At 45.5% G+C, this 19,441-nt stretch carries 20 protein-coding genes and 1 riboswitch; of the genes, 13 read left to right on the plus strand and 7 right to left on the minus strand.

Annotation, left to right across the window (positions count from 1 at the left end; genetic code table 11):
- Positions 1 to 64 precede the first annotated feature (64 nt).
- The 5 genes from HPY27_RS14745 to HPY27_RS14765 all read right to left on the minus strand — a co-directional run bounded on the left by HPY27_RS14745 (position 65) and on the right by HPY27_RS14765 (position 4,817).
- Positions 65 to 1,555 (minus strand): methyl-accepting chemotaxis protein, encoded by a 1,491-nt coding sequence (locus HPY27_RS14745; RefSeq protein WP_017251939.1) that lies wholly within the window; start codon positions 1,553 to 1,555, stop codon positions 65 to 67.
- Positions 1,548 to 2,102, minus strand: coding sequence for a GNAT family N-acetyltransferase (locus HPY27_RS14750; protein WP_174225331.1), 555 nt, complete (start codon positions 2,100 to 2,102; stop codon positions 1,548 to 1,550). The genes HPY27_RS14745 and HPY27_RS14750 overlap by 8 nt, the downstream gene beginning before the upstream one ends.
- A 194-nt stretch (positions 2,103 to 2,296) precedes the next feature.
- A riboswitch (cyclic di-GMP riboswitch) is annotated at positions 2,297 to 2,380 on the minus strand.
- 173 nt (positions 2,381 to 2,553) lie between these two features.
- Positions 2,554 to 3,216 (minus strand): peroxiredoxin-like family protein, encoded by a 663-nt coding sequence (locus HPY27_RS14755; protein WP_174225332.1) that lies wholly within the window; start codon positions 3,214 to 3,216, stop codon positions 2,554 to 2,556.
- 84 nt (positions 3,217 to 3,300) lie between these two features.
- Positions 3,301 to 3,978 carry a Crp/Fnr family transcriptional regulator gene (locus HPY27_RS14760; protein ID WP_174225466.1) on the minus strand — a complete coding sequence of 226 codons (678 nt, stop codon included), beginning with the start codon at positions 3,976 to 3,978 and terminating at the stop codon, positions 3,301 to 3,303.
- The gene (locus tag HPY27_RS14765) at positions 3,978 to 4,817 is read right to left on the minus strand and encodes a DNA alkylation repair protein (protein WP_017251943.1); all 840 of its coding nucleotides are present in this window, start codon (positions 4,815 to 4,817) and stop codon (positions 3,978 to 3,980) included. Before HPY27_RS14765 ends, HPY27_RS14760 begins: the two co-directional genes overlap by 1 nt.
- Positions 4,818 to 4,951: 134 nt before the next feature.
- On the opposite strand from HPY27_RS14765, the gene HPY27_RS14770 reads away from it, so the two are divergent.
- The 5 genes from HPY27_RS14770 (at position 4,952) to HPY27_RS14790 (ending at position 8,398) form a co-directional block, all read left to right on the plus strand.
- A complete protein-coding gene (locus tag HPY27_RS14770; protein ID WP_017251944.1) occupies positions 4,952 to 5,137 on the plus strand; it encodes a hypothetical protein in 186 nt (61 codons plus the stop codon).
- A gap of 123 nt (positions 5,138 to 5,260) precedes the next feature.
- Positions 5,261 to 5,968 carry a DNA alkylation repair protein gene (locus tag HPY27_RS14775; protein ID WP_174225333.1) on the plus strand — a complete coding sequence of 236 codons (708 nt, stop codon included), beginning with the start codon at positions 5,261 to 5,263 and terminating at the stop codon, positions 5,966 to 5,968.
- Positions 5,969 to 6,128: 160 nt separating this feature from the next.
- The gene (locus HPY27_RS14780) at positions 6,129 to 6,905 is read left to right on the plus strand and encodes an amino acid ABC transporter substrate-binding protein (protein ID WP_174225334.1); all 777 of its coding nucleotides are present in this window, start codon (positions 6,129 to 6,131) and stop codon (positions 6,903 to 6,905) included.
- A 72-nt stretch (positions 6,906 to 6,977) separates the two neighbouring features.
- On the plus strand, positions 6,978 to 7,637 hold the full coding sequence (locus HPY27_RS14785; protein ID WP_173623239.1) for an amino acid ABC transporter permease: 660 nt from the start codon (positions 6,978 to 6,980) through the stop codon (positions 7,635 to 7,637).
- Between the two features lie 14 nt (positions 7,638 to 7,651).
- Positions 7,652 to 8,398, plus strand: a complete 747-nt coding sequence (locus tag HPY27_RS14790; protein ID WP_017251948.1) for an amino acid ABC transporter ATP-binding protein — start codon at positions 7,652 to 7,654, stop codon at positions 8,396 to 8,398.
- 65 nt (positions 8,399 to 8,463) lie between these two features.
- On the opposite strand, the gene HPY27_RS14795 is transcribed toward HPY27_RS14790, so the two are convergent.
- Positions 8,464 to 8,727, minus strand: coding sequence for a KTSC domain-containing protein (locus HPY27_RS14795; protein WP_174225335.1), 264 nt, complete (start codon positions 8,725 to 8,727; stop codon positions 8,464 to 8,466).
- Positions 8,728 to 9,193: 466 nt separating this feature from the next.
- On the opposite strand from HPY27_RS14795, the gene HPY27_RS14800 reads away from it, so the two are divergent.
- The 3 genes from HPY27_RS14800 to HPY27_RS14810 all read left to right on the plus strand — a co-directional run bounded on the left by HPY27_RS14800 (position 9,194) and on the right by HPY27_RS14810 (position 12,711).
- Positions 9,194 to 9,520 (plus strand): PadR family transcriptional regulator, encoded by a 327-nt coding sequence (locus HPY27_RS14800; RefSeq protein WP_173621031.1) that lies wholly within the window; start codon positions 9,194 to 9,196, stop codon positions 9,518 to 9,520.
- On the plus strand, positions 9,513 to 10,280 hold the full coding sequence (locus HPY27_RS14805; protein ID WP_238144666.1) for a VanZ family protein: 768 nt from the start codon (positions 9,513 to 9,515) through the stop codon (positions 10,278 to 10,280). The genes HPY27_RS14800 and HPY27_RS14805 overlap by 8 nt, the downstream gene beginning before the upstream one ends.
- A 139-nt stretch (positions 10,281 to 10,419) precedes the next feature.
- Positions 10,420 to 12,711, plus strand: a complete 2,292-nt coding sequence (locus HPY27_RS14810; RefSeq protein WP_174225336.1) for a glycoside hydrolase — start codon at positions 10,420 to 10,422, stop codon at positions 12,709 to 12,711.
- Between the two features lie 54 nt (positions 12,712 to 12,765).
- Here HPY27_RS14810 and HPY27_RS14815 read toward each other — a convergent pair whose 3' ends face one another.
- Positions 12,766 to 13,692 (minus strand): LysR family transcriptional regulator, encoded by a 927-nt coding sequence (locus HPY27_RS14815; RefSeq protein WP_017251954.1) that lies wholly within the window; start codon positions 13,690 to 13,692, stop codon positions 12,766 to 12,768.
- Positions 13,693 to 13,828: 136 nt separating this feature from the next.
- On the opposite strand from HPY27_RS14815, the gene HPY27_RS14820 reads away from it, so the two are divergent.
- The 5 genes from HPY27_RS14820 (at position 13,829) to HPY27_RS14840 (ending at position 19,422) form a co-directional block, all read left to right on the plus strand.
- A complete protein-coding gene (locus HPY27_RS14820; RefSeq protein WP_017251955.1) occupies positions 13,829 to 14,584 on the plus strand; it encodes an SDR family NAD(P)-dependent oxidoreductase in 756 nt (251 codons plus the stop codon).
- A 41-nt stretch (positions 14,585 to 14,625) separates the two neighbouring features.
- Positions 14,626 to 15,369, plus strand: coding sequence for an SDR family NAD(P)-dependent oxidoreductase (locus HPY27_RS14825; RefSeq protein ID WP_017251956.1), 744 nt, complete (start codon positions 14,626 to 14,628; stop codon positions 15,367 to 15,369).
- Between the two features lie 153 nt (positions 15,370 to 15,522).
- Positions 15,523 to 15,783 carry a spore germination protein gene (locus HPY27_RS14830; RefSeq protein WP_017251957.1) on the plus strand — a complete coding sequence of 87 codons (261 nt, stop codon included), beginning with the start codon at positions 15,523 to 15,525 and terminating at the stop codon, positions 15,781 to 15,783.
- Between the two features lie 125 nt (positions 15,784 to 15,908).
- Complete coding sequence (locus tag HPY27_RS14835; protein WP_174225337.1) at positions 15,909 to 17,054, plus strand: alpha-hydroxy-acid oxidizing protein; 1,146 nt, start codon at positions 15,909 to 15,911, stop codon at positions 17,052 to 17,054.
- A gap of 241 nt (positions 17,055 to 17,295) precedes the next feature.
- The gene (locus HPY27_RS14840) at positions 17,296 to 19,422 is read left to right on the plus strand and encodes a bifunctional diguanylate cyclase/phosphodiesterase (protein WP_017251959.1); all 2,127 of its coding nucleotides are present in this window, start codon (positions 17,296 to 17,298) and stop codon (positions 19,420 to 19,422) included.
- Positions 19,423 to 19,441 lie beyond the last annotated feature (19 nt).

The following is a 19,441-nucleotide window of genomic DNA, read 5'->3' on the forward strand; positions in this document are numbered from 1 at the left end:
ATATCCATTCGGTTACAAAATGAGAAAAGAAAACAACCGCCCGTGAAAGGCGGTTGCAGGAAGGTTACATATGGAGACCACGCATCTGTTGTTCGATTTTCTCAAAGCCGCCAGAAACCTTAACGACTTCGTCTTTTTGTTCAGAAACGAGAACAAGCACTTCTTCCAGGCTCTCTTTGTTCTTGTCGGTAATATCTGCGTTGACTTCAACTTTTGCGCCGACTTCTTGAATCATACTGTGAACATGGATAATGAACTCTTGCAGGTTTTTCGTTTTATCCGCAAAGTTTTGCATGTAGTTGTCTACATTGGTGAACATTTCTTGTACTTCAATGATGCCCTCGCTATTTTTCTCAAAAGAAGTCTGTGACTCAGAAATCATATCTGATACGAGCTTCATTTTTTCGCGAATGGTCATGAGCAGGTTCGAGATCGATTCAGAGGATAGCTTGGAGGATTCAGCCAGCTTGCGTACTTCATCTGCTACGACAGCAAATCCTCGGCCATGTTCGCCTGCGCGAGACGCTTCAATCGTGGCATTGAGTGCCAACAGATTGGTTTGTGCAGAAATCTCGGAAATGGTTTGAATGATTTTCCCAATCGATTCGGTTTCTTTATTGAGCTCTTGAATCAGCTGGTTCGTACCTTGGATATCCTTGATGAATCGTTCAAAGTCATTGCCGATGTTGCCGATGCGTTTGCCGCTCTCATTAGTGGCTTCTTTGGTCGATTCTACGTAATCATGCATCTCTGTAACAGAGCGGGTCATGTCCTCCACTTGCAGATTCGTCGAGCTCATTTCCCGACGCAGTTCGTCGGTATTGCTGGTCTGAACCGTAAAGGACTCCATAATGTCTTGCAGGGAAGCGACGGTTTCGACTGCGCGAATATTTACACCGTCCGTCACCTTGTTCAAATTCTCTTGATAGTCTTGCATAGAGGTGAGTGATTCATTGATCTGATCCAGAACACGTTGCAACGATTCCTTTGAGGCAATCGCTTCTTGTTTTTGTTGCTCACTTTCCTCTTGCAGCTTGTTATTGAATACAGCATGCATCATGCTCGTGACAGAGACGAAGCAGAAGGTAAGCAAGAAGTACATCAGATCAAGGTTGTTTGTCGAATGGAAAATCGTTTCTCTCTGTGTCAGGAAGTAGTAAGAGACAATACCCAATGTCGATACAATCGTCAAAATATTGATGAGTCGGTCTTGATAAATCCCCATGACTGCTACAAAGAACATAATGGTCATGATATTGATCATATGCGGGTCCAGTCCAACTACGATGAACATAAAAATTCCGATTACCGCGAAGTTGAAAAACTTCATGAAGGGCGCTGCTTTTTCACGGAACCTCGGGCGATTAGAGATGTAAGTAAAAGGTGCCAGTACGCCATACAAAATACCCAGTATCGTGAAAACGAATGTGTACGATACGCCTAGAAAAAGGTTTAAGACCTGAACTACCGTAATAATACTTGCGAATACGATTACGACCCAATTGTTTCTTCTTCTCAATAGATCAATGTTATCCATGTTATCCATGTTACCCACCTACCTCGACTTTTACTTGGTTGGATGACGACGAATTGTACCAGGAATATTTCGGATCGTGCTTATTGTCATAGACATCTTTTAGATGGAAGAGGGTCGGAATGGCATCGGCCCCTTTGTAAAAGACGATATCTTTGGTCTGAGTCGCCTTTACTTGATACTTCTTATTAATGAACGTAAAAAAAGTTGGATCTGCTACCCCGATTGCGTGGGTATAACCGTGCTTTTCAGCGTAATCTATCATTAAGCAAATTCCTTTTTGCCCTAGTTGTCCACGGTATTTCGGCAAAACAGCGAGACTGTCTACCTCCATTACTTTCATATCTTCTGTAACAACATCCTGAAAAAGTGATTTCATATAAGCACTTGATTTGGAAAAGGGCGTCATTTCAAATGTTCCACCTGCTTCACCATCTTCGGCAAGTAAGAGGAACTGAGCCGAGCCTTCTTTCGCATGCTCCATCTCGAAGCCCATGCTTGTCCATACTGTTTCTTTGATTTCATGAAATTGTGCTAACTCTTGTACGGTTTCTACTTGTTTGTACATAACTTCTCCACTCCATCATTTTCTCTGATTGAACCATGTTGTGTATGTTTGACGTCACTAAAGTTATGTTTTTCCATCCGATACGATAATGAAAGTGCTTTCATCCTCCTTTCAAAAATGTAAACACAAAAAAAGGCCGTTCCATCGAAATGGAACAACCGAAGCTACCAACATCGAATAAATGGTCTCAAGATGATGGCAACCCGGCTATCATGGTCAAAGACTGTAGACCCGTGGTTTTGCGTCGCCACCTTTCGATGACTTTGCCTTTTGCATTTTTTAGCAAAAATTGTAAAGATGTGTCGAATTTTGCTAGACATAATCATGCAAAATATAAGCCAAAAGATATATTCTTGTCAAGTTTTGGTAGGGAAAATAAACTAATTGTTCATAAAGCATAGACGTAGAAAAAACCAGTTGTGTGATCAACTGGTTTTTCGTTATATAAGCGTTAGGTTAGGGTACGCAGAATGTCTAAAACTTCACTAGGCTCCATGCGTTTTTTGTAATCAGGATCTAAGCCTGCTGAACGGATTACGCCCTGGTTGTCGAGGATATAAGTAGCAGGTATGGGGAGTGTCCATGAATCTTCGCTATTAAAACGATGGAGATCAATATCCAATGATCGGTAGGTATCATGTGAAAAATCAGGCAGTCTGAATCTGAGTTTATATTTTTCTGCTACTTGGTTATTGGTATCGCATAACACGGGAAAGCTCAGACCGTTTTTCTCTTGCATAGTAAGAGAGTGTGCAGGAGATTGTGGACTAATGGCAAACAATTGGGCACCCAGAGAGGTTATCGTATCGATCTGTTTTTGGTATGCTTGCAGCTCCAAATTGCAGTAGGGGCACCATGATCCACGGAAAAATGTAAGGACGACGGGACCTTTTCCGATTTTTTCCGACAAGGTAATGGTCTTGCCAGTGTGATCGTTCAACGAGAAATCAGGTGCAATCGAACCAATCGGCAAGCCCTTTGCGTGTCCAGAGGTCCGCAGCTCCTCGATTGATTTTGTAAATGCATCTGTTACTTCACGAGTGAGGAGGTCTGCTATTTGAATGGTTGTAAAATCTAGCTCTTCGCGCAGGCTCTGAAAATGTGGTTTATCCATATGTTGTTCCCCTCTTTTTCGAAAGAATAGTAAAAGCCATAGCTTTACGATATCTTTCTTTTGGAGGGGAAGATGTAACCTGGATTACATTCTCTTCAAAATTTCGTCCCGATGAATGGAAATGGATTTAAAGCCTGTTTGAATTAGTTCTTCTCTTACTAAAGCACGTAATGCTACCGTCACAGCTTCCCTGGATGCCCCGACAAAATGGGCGAGTTCTTGATGGGAAAGAGGTAAGTCAATTTGTTGAAATGCCGAACTGTTAGGAGTGCCAAATTGATCGGCAAGCCTTACTAATGTGGAAATAATGCGATCTTGTAAAGGGAGAAGAGCAAGATTTTCGGCTGCCTGGCTGATCGAAACCATTCTATCGCTAATGATCTTCATGATCTTCATCATCAGTTGCGGATGTTCGATTATGTAGCTCTCAAATTTTGCTTTGCTCATTTTACAAATGAGGCAGTCTTCGATGGCTTCTATATACATCTCCCGTGTACCTAATGAGAGGAGATCCACTTCTCCAAACACATTGCCTTCCCCGAGGATGTCGAATGTGAACTGCCGCCCATCCCGATTTACTTTATATAAACGTACTTTCCCCTGTTTGATAAAGTAAAAGCTCTCTGAAAAAGTTTCTGGTGTTTGAATGCACGTATTTTTGGGAAAAGGGGATAAGGAGGTTAATTGATCGATTAAGCGCAAACTTTCCTCGGATAATGAATTTAACAAATAAAATTGAGATAAATAGGTGATTTGGTTCATCATTTCTGTTCGGTTTGGGTCTTCAGAATCGTTCTTTTCGCTTTGGTGACAATTCTTTTCGTTTCCTTTGTATCAGAGATTCTTAACCAATCGTCACAAAGCTGCGTCACCCAGTCAGGTTGTGATTTACTCGCATCGTTCAACCAATTCCCAACAGAATCTTGAACATATTTGGATGGATCTGACTTCACTGGCGTAAGCAAGGGCAGACAGCGAGCAGGCTCATTTTTCAATGTGTCAATATGCTTGCACCAGACCCCTCGAGGGCGTGTAGCTTCTACCGCAAAGCGGCGAATATTTTCGTCAGTATCAAGTACCCATTCGCTCAGGAGGTGAATGGAATGGTTCAGATCATGCACGAGAGAATCTCGAATTGCCATCCATGCGATCTCTCTCACTCCAAAATGATGATCTGCCGAGAGTTTTCTTATTTGCCTTAGCTTTTCTTCGAGCGATAAGCTGTTGTCCAAACCAATGATATAGGCACTCCAGCAACGTACACTGTCTGACTTGTGGGTGGCCAACGATAGGAAAACGGGAGACGTAGCTGTGGGTTCACCCGATTTGTGTAAGATCGCAAGTAGTTCTTGGCCAATCAGACGGATAGCTTTCATTCCGCTCGTAGATCCCGTTTCTTCTAATTGATAAACAAGTTGAGAGATATGTGTGTCTAATTGAACATGAGGAAGAACGCTTTGTACCAGATGAATATGATCAACAGCCTGCCATTCAGTCAAATTGACACTTTCTAATTCTCCAGCATGAAGGAGTGCTAAAACATTGTCAGGGATGAGCGAGGCTTTACTTGCTCCTTTTCTCGTGTGTACCGAATCCGGCATTTTCAACAAACCCCTTTTCACAGAAATGGTATACATTCAAAACGGAATAGCTGCAACAAAAGTATACCTAAAAAATCACCCATAACAAAAATTTTCCAACCATCCGATAACTAGAAGGAATAGGAGGGGATTTTATGAAGGAAGTAAAAGTGATTCAATTTTACTTTTCCGGAGGCGGTGAAACGATTAGCGTTGAAACGACGGAACCGGAAGAGATCATTCAAATGGTCGCTAATCAAGACGGTGGATGGCTACAGTACGATGATGTTGTTATCAACGTCAGAAATGTTTCGTATATCAAAGTACGCAGTCAGGCGTAAGGATAGGAAAAGCGCGTCAAGCTCTTCAGGAAAAAGCTCTCCTTTAAATGAGGAGGGTTTTTTCGTGTTGGAGGTAACGCCGCTGGTTATCCTAATTAATAGAAGAAAAAGGAGGGTGACAAGATGACGCTGGAAGAAGTCATGCAGAAGCTCGAAGCGATGCGGACAGAGCAGACGAAAAAAACGTTATTGCGGCATGGAGCAAAAGAGCCTTTGTTTGGCGTGCGAGTCGGCGATATGAAAAAGCTGGTCAAGGAGGTCAAGCGTGATCAGCAACTCGTCCAGGCGCTGTACGATACGGGAAACTACGACGCCATGTACTTGGCCGGATTGACGGTTGACCCAAAGAGCATGACAAAAGAGCGGTTGCAGACTTGGGTCAAGGAAGCGTCTTGGTACGCGCCCGCCGAATATACGGTTGCGAGTGTAGCGGCTGAGAGTCATTTTGCCATGGAGTTGGCACGAGAATGGATCGAGTCAAAGGAAGAGATGGTAGCCACATGTGGGTGGAATACGTATTCGAACTACTTGTCGATTGCTCCCGATGAACAGCTACATAAAGAAGAAATCAAACGGCTCCTCATGAGAGTGAAGGAGACGATTCATCAGGAACAAAATCGCGTACGGTACACCATGAATCAATTCGTTATTTCAGTAGGGGCGTATGTACCGGAACTTCATCAGGAAGCGTTGGAAGTGGCTGCAGCGATTGGCAAAGTACATGTGGACGTCGGACAGACAGCGTGCAAGGTTCCGTTGGCTACGGAGTATATCAAAAAGATAGAGGAACGAGGGAGTGTCGGAAAAAAGAAAAAGACATGCATCTGCTAGTCGGGCATTTTACTCATTCATTTGGCGTATATTTCTAAGGTGCTTTTGTTTGCTAAAGTATCGACTATTCCTTGCTAATGTGCTATCATGATACCTTGTTAACGTATTACCACTTTATCAGAGTAAAATATAGAGTAGGGAAACGAGGGGGATCATCACGATGAAGAAAATAGCATGGATGTCTTTGTTGTTGAGTGCGATGGTTTCATTGGTAGTGGGCTGTTCCAGCGCAAAAACTGGCGCTGACGCGAACAAGCTGATTATCGGAATTGATGATAAGTTTGCACCAATGGGATTCCGGGATGAAAAAAATGAGCTAGTCGGTTTTGATATTGATTATGCGCGTGCAGCCGGCGAAAAAATGGGAAAACAAGTCGAGTTTCAACCAATCGATTGGAGTGCAAAAGAGTCTGAACTAAATAGCGGTCGTATCGACTTGATCTGGAATGGATATACGATTACAGATGAGAGAAAAGAGAAGGTTCTCTTTACCAAGCCTTATCTGAAAAACGCGCAAGTAGTGGTCACGATGGCAAATAGCAACTGGACCAAGCTGTCAGACTTGGCCGGTAAAGCAATTGGTTTGCAAAAGCTGTCTTCCGCATCTGACGCTGTCAATGCAAGTGACATGAAAAATCAGGTCAAATCAATTACAGAGTATCCTGATAATGTACTGGCATTGAGCGATATGAAGATTGGCCGCGTGGAAGCAGTTGTCATCGACCAGATTGTAGCCGATTACTACATGGCAAAAGAACCTGGAACCTTTAAGCTGTTGGAAGAATCACTTGCACCTGAGGAGTATGGAGTGGGCGTCAAAAAAGGGAACGAGGCGTTATTGAACGAACTGCAAAAAGCCTTGGATACCATGAATCAGGATGGAACAGCAACTAAAATATCAGAAAAATGGTTTGGCGAAAATCGCGTGTTGAAATAAACGGAAGATACGATGGCTTCGCCGAATGATTGGCGAAGCCACGCTTTATTATAAGGATTAGGAGCATACCAGATGAGCTTAGACTATATTATCTCCATTACCGTGCCCATGCTAGAAGGGGCGCAGATGACGGTGTTGCTGTTCTTCATCGCCATCCTGGCATCGATCCCATTGGGATTTCTCATTACCTTAATGGCGAATAGCAGCAGCAGAGGTCTGTCTTGGTTCGCGCACACCTATGTGTATGTCATGCGTGGAACGCCTTTATTATTACAGCTATTGTTTTTTGTCTTTGGTCTCCCACTCTTGCCAGTGATCGGAGAATACTTGGTTATGGATCGATTCGTAGCTGCATGCCTCGGCTTCGTGCTGAACTACGCAGCGTATTTCGCGGAGATTTTCCGTGGAGGACTATTGTCGATCGACAAAGGACAGTACGAGGCGGCGCAGGTACTCGGCTTTAGCAAATGGCAGACGACCAACAAGATTATTTTGCCGCAAATGTTTCGCGTGGCTTTGCCTGCCGTCGCAAATGAATCCATTACTCTCGTAAAGGATACAGCGCTGCTCTATGCGGTTGCCGTCCCAGAATTGCTTCACTTTGCACAAACGGCTGTGAATCGCGACTTTACCATCGTTCCGTTTTTTATTGCCGGAATCATTTATTTGTTGATGACGCTATTGTTGACGTTATTCTTTAAGTGGCTGGAAAAAAGGTTCAAATTCGAATAAAGGGCTGGCGCAATATGGATATCATTCAAGTATCGAATCTAAAGAAATCGTTTGGCAATCAGGAAGTTTTGCGAGATGTCTCGTTTTCGGTGAAAAAGAACGAAGTCGTGGCGGTCATTGGACCGTCTGGCTCCGGCAAAAGCACAATGCTACGTAGCTTGGTCAATCTGGAGCAGGTGAATGGTGGCAGCATTCGGGTGCAGGATGATTATTTGGTGAAGGACGGCGTTTACGCCAGTAACCAGGAAATCAAGCAGATCACCTCGAGAATGGGCATGGTATTTCAGCATTTTAATCTGTTTCCTCATTTGACGGTGAAGGAGAATCTTGAGATCGCACCTAGAGTGGTCAAAGGGGAGGCGGCGGAGGACATCCAGCGCATGAGTGCAGAGCTCTTGGAAAAGGTCGGCTTGTCTGATAAGGCAGGCGCATACCCAGCAAGGCTCTCAGGCGGACAGAAGCAGCGTGTGGCGATCGCCAGAGCATTGATGATGAATCCGCAAATCTTGTTGTTTGACGAGCCTACGTCTGCGCTCGATCCAGAACTGACAGGTGAGGTCCTGCAAGTCATCAAGCAGCTTGCCCAAGAGCATATGACGATGATGGTTGTGACGCATGAGATGGGATTCGCGCGCGAGGTGGCGAACCAAATCATGTTTATGGACAACGGGGAATTCGTAGAGTCGGGGACACCTGAGCAATTGTTTACAAACGCTAAATTTGAGCGGACCAAATCATTTTTGCATCGCGCATTAAAATAGAGAAGATCAACAACAAATGCCCTCAGTGTCGAGAAGACAGACTGAGGGCATTTTGTATAGACAGGCTACATCACCTGATAGTTCAAGTACCGTTGGCTGATGAACGAATGAAAATGATCGCTGAACGAGTCAGCATTTAAAAACGCATTGTAAGCGTAAGGAGTGACCCGACAGTAAACGACCTCGCGTCCATCGTGAAAACGGATGTAGAGGTGGTTTGTAACCAGATCGTAGCGAGCAGCTTTGATCAATTTCGAATCCAGTTCCTTGTAGGTAATTTCTTGGGGTTGATTCTGACGTGGCAGAAATTGGCGAAAAAGAGATCTCAATGTACGTGCAAACTCCTTTATCTAAAAATCGGCTTATCTATTTCTACGAGTCTTCATTTTACGCAAAAATTTGGATTCGGAATACAAAAATAGCACACCAATTGCAAAATAGGCTAAGAGAACTGCGTTCAGAACGATCGATGAAAAGTCGGCAAGCATGTAAGTGCCTCCTGTTAGAGAGAATGAAGTCACGAATTGAAAGGAACCTGCTCCATAAAAGGGAAGATCTTCTTTTTGGTTCATTCTATGGGCCTATTATCTAGTTGTGTTTTGAAAAGAATGATCATCCAAAAGTACGTAGACTCATGAAAATCCTTGTCGAATATAGTCTATATTACCTATTTTATTATTGTCAATAATTACATAGAACTAAATGAATTATCCGCAAATTTCCTTGATCAACTACCTTGTATCACGAGGTATAGTGTGGTAATCTCTAGGCATGTCACAGGGAGGAGATGCTTTTGTGAACAAAGAGTTGTTGAAAGGAAGCATCGATCTATTGCTACTCTCGCTGATCGCACAGAAAGATCAGTACGGCTATGAGTTGGCCAAGAAGATTCGCGATAAAAGCGATGAGCTGTATGAAATCGGTGAAGGCACACTATATCCTGCCCTAAAGCGATTGGAGACGCAAAAGGCAGTGGAGTCTTACTGGGGGGAAGCCAATGAGGGCGGACGCCGTAAATATTATCGGATCACCAAGACAGGCCAGGGACTTCTTCAAGACAAGATGAAGGATTGGCAGAGCTTGAGCAGACTCATTACGCTCGTCAATGAGGGAAGTGAGTAAGCGAATGAAGCTGGAAGAATACGCAGAGCGGGTTGTCAATCGTTTGCCGTGTTCCAAATGGGAAAAGCAGGATGTCAAGGATGAGCTGATGGATCATTTAAGGAGCATGAAGTGTGAGCTGGTCGAAGAAGGCTACGAGGAACAGCAAGCCGTCTCTCTGACCATTCAACGATTTGGACCTACGGGGGCAATCAGCCGGGAACTGTCTGAATCGATGCCGCTCATTGATAAATACTTCCGCAAATGGTTCATGACGTTGTTTTTCTTGTATGTAGCGATCTCCAGCTATCTCTTGTTATTGTCGCCTGATCGCTTCCGGCGCAGAGCTTTTACAGTGGAATGGAAGCAGAGGATGATCGAGTACGGCGTCCCGCAATATACGCATCTTTTTCAAAATACGAAGCCATTTCAAACCTTGGTGGATTACGTCTTCCATTATGATCATTACAGCTTCGGTACGGTGATGTATAACTTGATAGGGAATATCCTTATTTTTTTGCCGCTGGGATTGTTTTTGCCGCTGTTATTCTTGTCCTTTCAAAACATGCATCGCGTGTTTTTTCTCACATTGTCTGCCAGTCTTATCATTGAAGCGTTGCAGCTTTTGCTTGCATTAGGAAGCTTTGATGTCGATGATCTACTGCTGAATGTAATCGGGGGACTGATTGGTTATGGCATGTTTCGATTAGGAGCAGCTATGATACACAGGCGAAGGAAAAGTATTCGCTTCGATGATGATTTGTCCGCTACACCCTCGTAAAAAGCAACATAAGTCGAAGAAGACTCATGGACCGAGGTCGCCGGGTTGTAAGGTGACCTTGGACAAGGTTTTCGATGACTTTTTATGCATATGTACATCGTAATACGATATACATAGTTATTCGATCTAGGAGGATTTCATGAAAAGAAAAGCGATTTTACTCATCGTGTTCGCCCTCATGCTCCAAGTAGTAATTGGTTGTGAGAGCAACCATGCTAACGGGCAAGTGCAGGCGAAGCAACACGCAGATTTTACTTTTGATGTGAAGCCGGAGACCTTCGAAGTATTTGTCGAGAAAGACGGAGTCAAGGAAAGCGCTTCTGAGCCTATGCCAGCCCGTAAGGTAGCGAATGTACAAAAAGGTGAGCAAGAGATTACCTGGAGCTACCCAGACGATAAGCTGGATGTCTCGCTTCAAAAGAAAGAAGATCATTTGCAAATCACCCTGACCTCGACAGGGACAGAGAGCTTTTCCTGGCCTACTGTGAAAGGACCTAGCTATATGCTGCCTTTGGGGGAAGGAAAGTGGATTCCTGCCGACGACAGAGAGTGGCAGTCCTTTTTCAAAGAGGAGAGTCTTACTTTCGCGGAGTCATTCTCGATGCGCTTTTTTGCTGTCAATAAGAACAAGTACGCGCTCATGTACGTGGTGGACAACTTGTTTAACAGTACAGTCGATTTTGCAGTCGATCCGACGATTTCCTTCACGTTCTCGCATGAGTTCCCGACGATTCATTCAGACAAGACCTACGGATTCCGCTTGTATGTAACAGACAATGATCCAGTCAGCATTGCAGGCGTGTACAAGGATTATATAAAGGAAAAGGGAGAGCTGCTGACTCTTGCTGAAAAAGCGAAAGCGAACTCGGATGTGGAAAAGCTGTACGGAGCTCCTCATTTTTATTTGTGGAACAAGAGCTTCCTGACTGCTGAGGATGTAAAATGGCGTGTATTGAAAACCAAACTGGACGCGAATTTCATCGGATGGATGGAGCAGTTCTTGCAAAGCAGCGAGGATGGAAAAGAGAGCATCCAGCAATTCCGCGAGATTCAAAAACAGGATTACGTTGCGGACTACCAGAAGAGAGCGATTATCAGCGGGTTCAACTATGCATTGCGCTCGCGTGAGTTTTACAATCCGAAGTTATTTACGAGCGTCGATGAGAAGACAAAAGAACTCATCGGAAAAGGGATCGACAAGCTGACGGAAGCACAGCTGTACGACTTGAACAAACAACTGCTGAAAAGTGTATTGCAGGATGCCGTTCCACCGATAGAAAAGTGGGGCAATGCGGATTCTACTGATCTGCTCAAGGACATGAAAGCAGCCGGAATTACGAATGCATGGATCGGCTTGCCGGACTGGACAGCCGCATACATGAAGCCAGCATTCATTCAACAGGCGAATGATACAGGCTATTTGATCGCTAGCTACGACTCGTACCATTCCATTCATAAGGAAGAAAATCAGGATTGGAATACGGCCATTTTCAAGGATAAGAGCTTGTATGAGAATGCGACAATCACGAAGAAAAATGGAGAAAAGAAGGCTGGTTTTCTGCAACGTGGCAGATTGCTGAATCCAACCTTATCGTTGCCAAGTGTGAAGCAGCGCATGGATGAAATCATGAGTAACGAAGTCGCTTTTAATTCGTGGTTTATTGATGTGGATGCAGCAGGAGATTTCAACGATGATTATTCACCTGAGCACACGACGACAGAAGCACAGGATATGAAGGCGAAGCTTGCACGGATGGACTACATTCGTGATGAAAAGAAATTGGTCGTTGGCTCTGAGACGGGCAACGACTTCGCTAGCAGAAGCATTGCTTTTGCCCACGGGATTGAGACGCCTGTCATCAAATGGGCAGATCCAGATATGCGAAAAAACAAGCAAAGCCCGTATTATGTGGGAGGTTATTGGTCCCCAGCGGGTGAGATTCCAGAGAGATACAAGAAGCAGGTTCCGATCAAGGAAGAGTACCAGCATGTGTACATTGATCCAGCGTACTCCTTGCCGCTATACAAACTGGTGTACAATAACTCGGTGATCACAAGCCATCACTGGGAGTGGGGGAGCCTGAAGATCAAGGGAGAAGTCGGTACTCGTATGCTCAAAGAGCTGCTCTACAATGTTCCGCCGCTCTATCATGTGGATAGAAAGATGTGGGATGCTGAACAAGAGTTGATCATGAACTATCTGAAGGTGTGGTCTCCCTTCCATAAAAAAGCAGTGCAGCAAGAGATGACCGATTATCGCGTGTTGTCTGAAGACAGACTCGTGCAAAAGGCAGTTTATGGGGATGATTTGCAAGTGATCGCCAATTTCTCACAGAAAGATTTCACGTACGAGAATCAAGTGGTGAAGGCTAGATCGGCTCTCATCATCGATGGTAAGAATAAACAGACATTCCTTGCTCCAGCGCAGTAAGAATGAATAGAAAAAGGCTGTCCGCGAAAATAATGCCGGCAGCCTTTTTGCTTACTAAAGAAGCGGGGAGTATTTCTTGCTTTTCAAATCGTATTGGAGTCGATTGATAAAGTTCATGGAAATGCGGGAGTAATGCCGTTCCGCAGAGCGGACCCAGCCATAATAAATAGGTTGCTGATAAGGGATATCCAAATCAAGGGTTCTCGTATCGGAGTCTTGCAAATGTGGTTCATGAACAAAAGAATAATCCAGTCCGATCGTAACAGCGAGATTTTGCCGGATCGCATTGCGGAGGGCTTCTGTGTTGTTAGTCGTAAACAAAATGTCGACAGGACCATACGTAGCGGCAAAATCCTCTACGAACCATTTGACATAGTCGTCGTTGTACAGGACAAAGGATTGCTTGCGAAGCTCTTCGGGCGTAACGGAATCCTGATAGGCAAGGGGCGAGTTTTTGGGGACGCCGACGACCATTTTCCCCTCTAGCAACTGTTCGAACACCAAGCCAAGTCCCTCGCTCTTTTTGAGCAGGTTCTCGTGGATGATGACTAGCCCGATGTCCAGCTTGTCATGAAGAATGTCCTCTAATATTTCCTGCGTGCCTTTTTCTGCAATTTCGGTACGGATGTGAGGATAATCTTTTTTAAAGCTCGCGACGGCATCGACCAGTAGATTCATGGGACCGGGAATCGTAGCGAGTCTCAACTCACCAGTCAACGTGTTCGTGTAGTTTTGTGCTTCCTCCCAAATCTCCTGGATTTTTCCCAAGGCTTCAAACGCTTTTTTGATGATGATGCGCCCCTCAGAGGTCGGTACAGCTCCAAGGCGCGAACGTGTAAACAGAGTAACGCCTAGCTCTGCTTCCAGACTGGCGAGCGACTGACTGATGGCGGAGAGTGTCACATGCTTGTTCTGAGCGGCTTTGGTCAGGGAGCCTGCCTTCGCTATTTCTACGATATATTCCAGTTGTTCCAGATGCATTTGGCAAGCTCACATCCTTTAGTTGTACTTAAGGAAGGGTAAGTATGTTTACATATTTTTAAATATAAAAGAGTCCTATAATGAAAGCAAGGCAAGAGATCAGGTACAAAAGACATAATAAATGGAGGCGTTTACAATGGCGAGACTCGAAGGGAAAGTAGCGATCATTTCCGGTGGTGGAACAGGAATCGGGAAAACAACGGCGATTCGTTTTGCCAAGGAAGGTGCGAAAGTAGTCGTTACCGATATCAATCTGGACAGTGCCTCTCAGACGGTAGCCGAAATCAAGGATGCGGGTGGAGAAGCCATCGCGATTGCGCATGATGTAAGCCGCGAAGAGCAATGGCAGCAAGTAGTAGCAACCACCGTAGAACAATACGAGAAAGTAGACATCCTGTTCAACAATGCAGGCATTTATATCATTAAACCGTTGGCGGAGATTACCGTAGAGGAATGGAATCGCCTCATGGCGATTAACGTAACGGGTGTCTTTTTGGGAATGAAGCATGTGATGCCACTCATGGCAAAACAACAAGGTGGTTCTGTCATCAATGCCTCTTCCATCGCTGGGCTTTTTGGTGCGCCGGGTCACGTCTTGTACGGAGCGAGCAAGGGAGCGGTTCGCATCATGTCCAAGGATGCAGCGATGGAGTATGCGGCACACGGTGTGCGCGTGAACTCGATTCACCCTGGCTATATCGATACAAACATGGTGTCCTATGCTTCGGAAACGACAAAGCATTCCAAATCAGAATTGGCACAAGCGACTCCAACAGGTCGACTCGGAACTGTTGAGGATGTAGCCAATATGGTGCTGTTCCTCGCTTCTGACGAGTCTTCTCATGTCACAGGGGCGGAATTCGTCATCGATGGCGGCGCAACAGCGAGATAAAACGGTATGAATACCATTTTTGAAAATAGGAGGAGTTACCCATGAGACTCGAAAATAAAGTAGCGATCGTAACAGGTGGAGCAAGCGGAATCGGAGAGACGACCGTCCGTCTCTTCGCAAAAGAAGGGGCGAAAGTAGTGATTGCTGACTTCTCCCCACGTGGTAATGAATTGGCGGAAGAGCTGAATCAAACTGGCTTCGATGCGTTGTTCGTGAAAACGGACGTAACGAAAGAAGACGAAGTGAAAAACATGGTGAACGCCACTGTAGAAAAGTTCGGAAAGGTAGACATTCTGTTTGCCAATGCGGGTATCGCGAAAGACGCACCAGGTCATCTGTTGAGCATGGATGATTGGCAAAGAACGATTGATATCAATCTAACTGGCGTGTTCTTGTGCGATAAATACGTTATCGAGCAAATGCTGGCGCAAGGGACTGGCGGCGCGATCGTCAATTGTGGCTCGATCCATAGCCATGCCGGAAAAGCTGGCGTGACCGCATACTCTTCCGCCAAAGGTGGAGTGAAGCTCCTGACCCAGACACTAGGACTTACGTATGCGAAGCAAGGGATTCGCGTAAATGCGGTTTGCCCGGGCTATATTGACACGCCGCTGATCGCTGGTCGAAATGAAGCCTTAAACGAGCACCTGATTGGATTGCATCCGATGGGGCGCTTGGGTAAACCAGAAGAAGTCGCCAAGGCTGTTCTGTTCCTTGCCAGCGATGATGCTTCCTTCGTCACAGGGACAAGCCTACTGGTCGACGGCGGTTATACCGCGCAATAAAAAGGTCTTTCTCCTCGCGTAGATTTGTCTACTCGGGGAGATTTTTTTTTCGCAAGATCACATCAGACAAATGCCCTCAACCATCGTCCAAGCGGGCGCAAAACCGTCCGAATATGATGGAAATAAGCCATTGCAGACGGGGAGGGAGAGGAATTGCCGACTTTTGTGGGAACTGTGACAATCAACAACAATGTCGGAAACATTAACTTTGGTGATACGGCAAATAACTCTCCTAAAAGCGTAACCAAAGCGTTTGCCGGTTCAGGTGGAAACAACAGTGGTAACGTGGTAAAGGTCATCAATGAAAATAGTCAAACCATCACATGGGTGGGTTCAATTACCCGTGGAATGAAGGAAAAAAAAGCAAAGAAACAAATCCGTCGCAAAGCCCGAAAAGGCAAAAAGAAAAAGTAGCCTTGATAAAGGCAGTTGCGAATGTGGACAAGCCTGTGGAATAGAAAAGAGATTAAGACTATTGCGAATTTATGTGAATTGAGATAAAAAAGATGAAAGACGATCGCAGAAAGGAAGCAAACCAGATGATGAAAACAAATGAGGAATCACTCTTATTTACCCGTGTGAACAAAGACACGCAGGCACTGCCGATTTCCATTGAGGATTGGGAGAAAAAGGCGCGAGAGGTGTTACCGGATGGGCCATTTGATTACGTTGCTGGGGGATCAGGGGCAGAGGAAACGCTGGTAGAAAACCGGACAGCTTTTTCCCGTTGGGCAATCATTCCGCGGATGATGCGGGATGTGACGAATCGTACACTTGGTATCTCGCTGTATAATCAAGCGTTACGCACACCGATCTTCTTGGCTCCTGTGGGTATGCAGACGATTTCACATCCCGATGGGGAGCTGGCGTCTGCCAAGGCGGCGGCAGCAGCCGGAGTGCCGTTCGTAGCCAGTACGGTTTCCGCTCACTCGCTCGAACAGATTGCTGAAGTGATGGGCGATGCCTATCGTTGGTTCCAGCTCTATTGGTCGAATGATCGAGAGGTTTCTGCGAGCATGGTCAGACGAGCGGAAAAGTCTGGCTATTCTGCCATTGTCCTCACGGTAGATACCGTTATGCTAGGGTGGAAGCGTAGAGACTTCCGTAACGGGTATTCGCCACTGCGCGAAGGAAGAGGACTGGCGAATTACTTGACAGACCCTATTTTTTGCTCGAGACTCCCTGAGGTAACGCCGGAGAATGCAGTGGAGGAAGTGTTGAAAAACATTTATCATCCAGCGCTGAATTGGAACGATATCGCCTTTTTGCGTGAGCATACGCGTCTGCCGATTTTGGTAAAAGGCATTTTGCATCCAGATGATGCGCGGCTTGCTTTAGAGCATGGCGTAGATGGAATCATCGTTTCCAATCACGGTGGGCGGCAGATGGATGGCGCCATTTCTACACTGGATGCGTTGCCAGCGATTGCCGAGGTGGTAGCTGGCAAAATACCTGTCTTGCTCGACAGTGGCGTGCGTACAGGAGCAGATGTCATGAAAGCGATGGCTTTAGGTGCCAATGCTATCCTGATTGGTCGCCCATTCTTGTATGGACTGGCCGTTGCCGGAGAGCAAGGTGTAGCGAGTGTGTTAGATACACTCATCCATGAATTTGACGTCGCGATGGCGCTGTCTGGCAGCAATTCTGTCGCAGACCTCGATCGCAGCATTCTTGCCCGCTTGTAAGGGGGAGCAGTCTCATCATACCCATTGTTGAAAAAAGTGAGCCAGGCTACGTGTGCTGGTTCATTTTTTTCGTATGGACACATCAAGAAGTTTGTAAAAATGTTGTTTCTACCGCAGTTGTTCTCGTTGAACTTTCGGAAAAACATGGTAAAATGGAACGAACTTGTATTCAGAACGTTACGATCCTTCTGTAAGGATCATTTTTTTTGACTGTATTCGAAAGTATAAACAGGAGATTGAAATGTATAACCAAATGATATCTTCACTGACACCCCAAGATTGGGCTGGGCTACTACGCGAAAAAGATGGTGAGCTGAACATGGTTGTGAATGAGCTGGCAGATGTCAAATACGCTTTGGACCAATCCACGATCTTGGCAATTACGGACCATAAGGGGATTATTTTGCGGGCAAATGAGCAATTTTGCCGCATATCGAAATACGAACGAAGCGAATTGATTGGAAAAGACCATCGTATTCTTAATTCGGGTTACCATCCAAAAGGCTTTTTTAAAGAAATGTGGTCTTGTATTCGATCTGGCCAGGTCTGGCGGGGGGAAATTCGTAATCGCGCCAAAGATGGTAGCTATTATTGGGTCGATACAACCATCGTGCCATTTAAGAACCAAGAGGGCGAAATCTATCAATACCTTTCCATTCGCAGTGATATCACATGTCGCAAGCAAATGGAAGACGAGCTCAAGCGGAGTGAAGAAAAGTATCGCATTATCGCGGAGAACACATCGGATATCATCAGCATCATCAACTTGGATGGGGAGTTTCTCTATTTGTCTCCATCTCACAAGCGGGTATGGGAGCATACCGTTCCTGATGAGGAAATCCATAACCTGTTCGAGTGGATTGTGGAGGATGACCGAGATATTTTTGCTTATGCGATTCAGCATGCCTTCTCTACACGTAAAGAGTACATGGTAGAGTGCCGGATTAACACCCAAAGAAACGATGTTATCTGGACAGAAAGCAAAATCAATCCGATAGCGGATGAAGAAGGAAATGTGACCAAGCTGCTCCTCGTAACCCGTGACGTCACAGACCGGAAACAGTCCGAAGAGACGATTCATCACTTGGCTTACCACGATGCGTTGACAGACTTGCCGAATCGACGGATGTATGTTCAACAGCTCAGCAAGGAAATGATGCAGGCCAAGCGTTTCCAATCGAATCTGGCTGTGCTGTTTTTGGACATGGATCGCTTCAAGGATGTGAACGATTCGTTCGGTCATGATGTTGGGGATATGTTGCTGATCGAAGCATCAAAGCGTCTACAGGCATGCCTCAAGCCAGGAGATGTCGTGGCCAGGTTGGGTGGAGACGAATTTACGATTATGCAGAACCATCTGCAAGATCGAAGCGAAGCGTCTGCATTGGCAGAGCAGATCATGAATCAGTTGCAGCGGCCGTTTGAATTGGAGGGTCATGTGTTCAACGTGTCGTGCAGCATCGGCATCGCCTTGTACCCGCAAGATGGGGACAATCCCGAAGATTTGTTGAAACGGGCCGATACGGCCTTATATACAGTGAAATCGCGCGGGAAGAATGGCTATGACTTTTTCGATCCGACGATGGAAGCGAAGTCGCTGGAGCGTATCTTGATGGAAAATGAGATGCGGAAAGCCATTGAACAAGAGCAGTTCCAAATTTACTACCAGCCCAAAATCGATATTATGACAAGCGCGATGACTGGCATGGAGGCGCTCGTCAGATGGGTGCATCCAGAGCTGGGCATCATCCCGCCGAATCGTTTTATTCCTATCGCTGAGGAGACAGGGATGATTCTGGCGCTTGGGGAATGGATTTTGAAACAGGCGTGCAAACAAAATAAATTCTGGCACGATCAAGGATATACCCTGAAGGTCTCTGTGAATTTGTCAGCGAGACAGATCTATCAAAAAGATCTGGTCGAGATGATCAAGGATATTCTTCGGGAAACAAATCTGTCCCCTGATTGGCTAGAACTCGAGATTACGGAGAGTATTTTTGTCAAAATGGAAGAGGCGACGGCAGTCCTGCAGCAGATTCGGGACATCGGCATCCAAATTTCAATTGATGATTTTGGAACAGGCTATAGCTCGTTTAGTTATATTAAGAGCTTGCCAGTCGATACAATCAAAATTGACGCCTCATTTATTCGCGACATTCATCACAACCAAGAGAGTCAAGCGATTGTAAAAGCGATTGTCACGATCGCGCAAAGTCTCAATATGAATGTCATCGCAGAGGGAATTGAGCTCCATGATCAAGTAGCGGCTTTGAAGGAAAATGGCTGCGACCATGGTCAAGGCTATCTGTTCAGCAAGCCGCTTCCGACAGATGCTTTCGACCAGTTCCTGCGCCAAGAGCTGCAATAATATGGCAGGAAGCAAAGCC

It is taken from the genome of Brevibacillus sp. HB1.1 (assembly GCF_013332445.1).
Classification (GTDB): domain Bacteria; phylum Bacillota; class Bacilli; order Brevibacillales; family Brevibacillaceae; genus Brevibacillus; species Brevibacillus porteri.

Coding starts and splice junctions, on each gene's coding strand:
- HPY27_RS14750 (WP_174225331.1), bottom strand. CDS start 2,102: ATGTACAAACAAGTAGAAACCGTACAAGAGTTAGCACAATTTCATGAA.
- HPY27_RS14755 (WP_174225332.1), bottom strand. CDS start 3,216: ATGGATAAACCACATTTTCAGAGCCTGCGCGAAGAGCTAGATTTTACA.
- HPY27_RS14760 (WP_174225466.1), bottom strand. CDS start 3,978: ATGAACCAAATCACCTATTTATCTCAATTTTATTTGTTAAATTCATTA.
- HPY27_RS14765 (WP_017251943.1), bottom strand. CDS start 4,817: ATGCCGGATTCGGTACACACGAGAAAAGGAGCAAGTAAAGCCTCGCTC.
- HPY27_RS14770 (WP_017251944.1), top strand. CDS start 4,952: ATGAAGGAAGTAAAAGTGATTCAATTTTACTTTTCCGGAGGCGGTGAA.
- HPY27_RS14775 (WP_174225333.1), top strand. CDS start 5,261: ATGACGCTGGAAGAAGTCATGCAGAAGCTCGAAGCGATGCGGACAGAG.
- HPY27_RS14780 (WP_174225334.1), top strand. CDS start 6,129: ATGAAGAAAATAGCATGGATGTCTTTGTTGTTGAGTGCGATGGTTTCA.
- HPY27_RS14785 (WP_173623239.1), top strand. CDS start 6,978: ATGAGCTTAGACTATATTATCTCCATTACCGTGCCCATGCTAGAAGGG.
- HPY27_RS14790 (WP_017251948.1), top strand. CDS start 7,652: ATGGATATCATTCAAGTATCGAATCTAAAGAAATCGTTTGGCAATCAG.
- HPY27_RS14810 (WP_174225336.1), top strand. CDS start 10,420: ATGAAAAGAAAAGCGATTTTACTCATCGTGTTCGCCCTCATGCTCCAA.
- HPY27_RS14815 (WP_017251954.1), bottom strand. CDS start 13,692: ATGCATCTGGAACAACTGGAATATATCGTAGAAATAGCGAAGGCAGGC.
- HPY27_RS14820 (WP_017251955.1), top strand. CDS start 13,829: ATGGCGAGACTCGAAGGGAAAGTAGCGATCATTTCCGGTGGTGGAACA.
- HPY27_RS14825 (WP_017251956.1), top strand. CDS start 14,626: ATGAGACTCGAAAATAAAGTAGCGATCGTAACAGGTGGAGCAAGCGGA.
- HPY27_RS14835 (WP_174225337.1), top strand. CDS start 15,909: ATGATGAAAACAAATGAGGAATCACTCTTATTTACCCGTGTGAACAAA.
- HPY27_RS14840 (WP_017251959.1), top strand. CDS start 17,296: ATGTATAACCAAATGATATCTTCACTGACACCCCAAGATTGGGCTGGG.